Annotated in this window: 5 protein-coding genes; 1 reads left to right on the forward strand and 4 read right to left on the reverse strand. The window is 40.4% G+C overall.

Going from position 1 to position 4635, the window contains the following annotated elements; translation table 11 throughout:
• The 3 genes from PF479_RS10300 to PF479_RS10310 form a co-directional block, all read right to left on the reverse strand.
• Positions 1 to 409: hypothetical protein (locus PF479_RS10300; RefSeq protein WP_298005894.1), on the reverse strand; the 409-nt coding region annotated here is incomplete at its 3' end.
• On the reverse strand, positions 402 to 1196 hold the full coding sequence (locus PF479_RS10305; RefSeq protein WP_298005897.1) for a carbohydrate ABC transporter permease: 795 nt from the start codon (positions 1194 to 1196) through the stop codon (positions 402 to 404). The genes PF479_RS10305 and PF479_RS10300, both read right to left, overlap by 8 nt.
• A gap of 145 nt (positions 1197 to 1341) precedes the next feature.
• A complete protein-coding gene (locus tag PF479_RS10310) occupies positions 1342 to 2634 on the reverse strand; it encodes an ABC transporter substrate-binding protein (RefSeq protein ID WP_298005900.1) in 1293 nt (430 codons plus the stop codon).
• A 180-nt stretch (positions 2635 to 2814) separates the two neighbouring features.
• Here PF479_RS10310 and PF479_RS10315 point away from each other — a divergent pair, with 180 nt between their 5' ends.
• Positions 2815 to 3804 (forward strand): LacI family DNA-binding transcriptional regulator, encoded by a 990-nt coding sequence (locus PF479_RS10315; protein WP_298005903.1) that lies wholly within the window; start codon positions 2815 to 2817, stop codon positions 3802 to 3804.
• A 275-nt stretch (positions 3805 to 4079) separates the two neighbouring features.
• On the opposite strand, the gene PF479_RS10320 is transcribed toward PF479_RS10315, so the two are convergent.
• The gene (locus PF479_RS10320) at positions 4080 to 4406 is read right to left on the reverse strand and encodes a hypothetical protein (protein ID WP_298005905.1); all 327 of its coding nucleotides are present in this window, start codon (positions 4404 to 4406) and stop codon (positions 4080 to 4082) included.
• Positions 4407 to 4635 lie beyond the last annotated feature (229 nt).

Raw genomic sequence — 4635 nt, forward strand, 5'->3', positions numbered from 1 at the left:
ATATCGAATCAAGAAGATTCAGGGAATTGAACAGCTTGAACAAAGGGATCAGAACAATCTGTGGGGGGAAAAACATACCGGCTACAACAACGATGTATATCCAGGAACTCCCCTTGAAACCAATTTTCCCAAAAGCATATCCTGTCAGACTCCCCATGAATATTGAAATAACAGTTGATGATATGGACACCAGAACTGTATTCAGGAGGAACATCTGAATCTTTCCCCCTTTCCAGACCGTTATGAAATTATCAAGAACAGGAGGAGCTGGAAATGCCCAGAATCCATTCCTTATAATTTCCTGATTGGTTCTGAATGCTGTTGTAAAGGCTCCATATATGGGGATAAAAAAGAGAGCACAAATGATAATTACAAGAATAAAGATGAAAATTGTACTGAATTTATTCATTATTCCCCTCCTTCATGACAGAATTGAAGTAGAAAAAGACCACAATAAAAACAATGAAAAAGAGAACACTGGCAATGGCACTACCGTAGCCCATTTGATAGTTCCAGAAGGATTCCTTATACATAAAAGTTGTTAAAACTTCAGAGCTGCGAAAGGGACCGCCTTTTGTTGTAATAAAGACCAGATCAAAATTTTTCAATGAATTGATCACTGTGAGTGAAATAACTACTATTGTTGAGTTTTTCAACTGGGGTATTACAACATGAAAAAAGAGCTGAATCGGGTTTGCTCCATCTATTCTGGCTGCTTCCAGAAGATCCTGTCGGACACCGCTTAATCCTGCAAGATAAAGGACCATGCATAATCCTGTATGCTGCCAGGACGCTTCTACAATAATTGCCAGCAGTGCTGTTTTTGCCTGAGCTAACCAGGCAAAATTCCAATCCGGCTGTCCCATTATCCGAATAAACAGATTCAGTATACCCATACGTGGTTCATATATAAAATTCCAGATCATTCCGATAATGACATAAGAAAAGATCATTGGTAGGTAAATGACTGATTTAAAAAAGGTTGATCCTGGAATCCCTTTATCCAGAAGTACTGCCAGAAACAAACCTGAACTTGTGGGAACAATGAGAAAAATAATGACCCAGATCAAGTTATGAAGTATAGCCCCACTGAAATTGGGATCAGTAAAAGCCCTTTTAAAATTATCCAGCCCGATAAAATCATATTCTGGAGACAATCCGTTCCAGTTTGTTAAACTCAGGTACAGGGATTGCATAAACGGAAAAATTATTATTATTGAATAGATCAGCAAGGGCAACAATAAAAATTGCCAGGCTGTGTTTTTCTGCACTGTGAACTCTCTTATTTGATAGGATAATGAGGGCTGCAGAGTTGCAGCCCTCTAAAATTAAAAATAGGGACTACATATTACCCCATGCAGCTTTAGCTCCCTCTTCTGTTTTCTTGAGGATCTGCATATACCCGTCTGGGTTATCAATAAATTCTGCAAAAGCATTCAGCCCGACATCAGCCACAGGCGGAGGTGTTGCCAGGTCATAATTGAAGGCCCAGTTTGGAACAACACTGCAATATTCTTTGATCTTCAGCTGAAGCACGTTATACATGGATTCAGGTACATTTACGTTGGGAGCCAGGGCTCCGGTACCGGTGTTGAATGCAGTCATAGGTCCTTTTTGAGCCATGGCAACCAGTGCTTTTTTCGCAGCTTCAGGATTTCTTGCATCTTTAGCAATAACAACACCATCAAAGGGTCCGACTGCTGTGTCAGGAATTGAAGAGTCTACGACGGGGAAGGGGAAAAAATCATAATCTTCGCCCGGAGCCCAGCCAATCTGATCATCAAGCTGCATGATCCAGCTACCCATAAGTGTCATGCCTGCTTCTCCAGTTCCTACTAGAACAGAGGCTTCGGCATAGTCATATGCATTGGCATTGGGATAAAAATAATCTTTGTCTATACACTCTTTCCACAGTTCAAAAGCCTTTACAACTTCAGGATCTGTATAAGAAACATCTCCGGCCATCAGTTTGGCACGATACTCGGGGCCAGCAGTTCTGAGCAAAGGATAATCCAACCAGAATTGAGCAGGCCATCTATTTTTTGATCCTAAAGCGATGGGGGCCACACCTATGGCTTTGATCTTTTCACAGGCCACCTGAAATTCTTCCCAGGTCTTCGGAGGTGCATCGATTCCGGCTTTGGTGAAAACATCTTTATTGTAAAAGAATGCAACATAGTGCTGGGTCAGAGGTAGGAAGTATTTATGACCATTATAAGTTGCCGCTGAATTGACAGCTTCTGAGAAGAGTTTTGACACTCCATATTCTTCATATACATCATCGATTGGTGCCAGACGGTCGGCATCAACGATGAACTGAACCCTGGCCCCTGCCCAGTATGAAAATAGATCCGGAGGATTTCCACCGGAGAGCATTACCATGATACTGGTCTTGAATGCCTCGTGGTCAACAGGGGTGTGAGACAGATTATATTGGGGATTCTCTTTGTTAAAAGTACTTACCAAATCATCCATACCACCTGACAGGGTCCCTGAGAAATAGTGAAAAAAGGTTACTTTTTCAACTCCTTCTACTGTGTCTTTATCCTGACTGCCCTTGGCAGATGCTACCATGGGAAAAGCTAACAGCATGACTGCTAACATAATCAAGATTTTCTGAACATTCCTTTTCATTCTAAGTCCTCCATAACATTAACGTTAATGTATAATTTTATGAATGATTTTTCAAATATGTCAATAAAAATATTCAGAATTAGGAAAATATCACTGGAATTTCAATTTTCTTTTTAGAAATGCTGTTTCAGGGTGATAATATTGATATAATTACATGAACGTTAACTTCTAGGAGAAGGGATGGCCTATATCCGATTGAAAGACATTGCAGAAAAAGCGAATGTTTCCATCAATACAGTCAGCCGTGCATTGAAGAATCAGGCTGATATTGGAGACCATACCAAAAAAAGAATTCAACAGATAGCCGATGATCTGGGGTATATCCCCAATGCCAGTGCATCTCGACTCAGAACAAAGAGTAATAAGATGATCGGTGTAATCATCACGCATATGGACAATGCCTTCTATGCTCGTATTCTGCAGGGAATAAGTGATGCTGTTGCAGATCTGGGCTATACCATCCTGGCACTAAGCAGTAATGAAAACCTGGAGAAGGAAAATTCTCTGTTGAAGACACTCATTGCCAACAGGGTAGATGGAACCATTATCGTTCCCTCCCGTGATTTAGAAAACACACTTGATTATGACCATCTGGGGGTCCCTCATATAACCATTGTGCGCAAGGGAAATAGAAATACCCGAAGTTATTTTATTTCTGATTCTCATGAAAGCGGCAGGATAGCGGCAAGGCACTTCCATTCTTTAAACCGCAGCAATCCGGCATATATTGGATTTGATCTCCCTGTTTCGTGTAATCGGGATCGTCTTGAAGGGTTTCAGCGGGAACTGGCTGAAATCGGGATTCCTTTAAAAATAAATCGAATAAGACTTTGCTCAGCTACACATGAGGCAGCTTACGATCAGGCTGTTGACCTGCTTAAAAATGATACAAAAATTGATTCACTTTTTGTCTATAATGATATCATGGCCTTAGGAGTCATAAAGGCTGTCTACGATCTTGGCATATCTATTCCACAGGATATCCGCCTGCTCGGACATGATGATATAAATGATGCCAAGTATTATACTCCAACTTTGTCATCTATCAGTGTTCCGAAATACAGGTTGGGATATGACAGTGCAACAGAACTTGTAGGTATAATCAATGATAGTACTTTTGCTCAAAGAAACGTTATATACAAGCCGGAACTCATAGTTCGTGAGTCCTGAAATTGCAGATCTTATTCAATTGATTCATTATCCTTCACTGGTTCTGCTTTATCCATAACCAGGGAGTAAAGAAAATTTATATAGTAGTACAGCATGCCCGAAAGCCTGTGCTATGGTTTTTTTGACTCAAGCCCTTGGCGGTAATAATGATTTCAGTAACCGCATACTAATAGAAACGGCATGTTCCACCGGTTGCGGTTTGGCTGAGATGGTTCATGACTCAGTTAGGTTCAGTTGGGGGGAAGATACTGGTGACGATATAAAGGAGCTTAATATTAACGTTTCTTTGTTTTTTCCAGCTCTTTGTTTGTGCTTTTTAACAAGCTTCCGTATGAAAACATCGCCATTTTGTAACGCCATTTGATAATGGGATTCCGGGTTCTCTTAATAACAATCTCAACATTTGTAATATTCAGTTTGAGTACGGTCTTTTGCACATTCGGTTTGAGATTCTTAAATGGCTTACTTCCAGGGACCTGGCCCGATTGTAAAAACGCTGTAAGAGCCTTTTTATCAGAGCCAGATAACAGCTTGAGCGCATTTTTGAGTTGTTTTTCCTGTGTGGTTTGTATCTCTTTTTGTATTTCCGGTTTTAGTTTCAATGGTTCTCTCTCCTGGGAAGGATGTTTTTACTGATTTGATTCAAGCAGAGATTCTACAACATAAAAGGGAAAGGAAACAGATGCATCCCATGGGTTTGTTTTTAAATCTGTGATCATGAGACTGTCGGATAGTTGGAAAGTTTACCATATTCCATGTATTGAGTAAAATTGCGATTATGTTCAACTTCCTATTAGTACTTCAGGGTTTTTTATGCGGTAGAGAGGACTT

The organism is Oceanispirochaeta sp. (assembly GCF_027859075.1).
Lineage (GTDB): Bacteria > Spirochaetota > Spirochaetia > DSM-2461 > DSM-2461 > Oceanispirochaeta.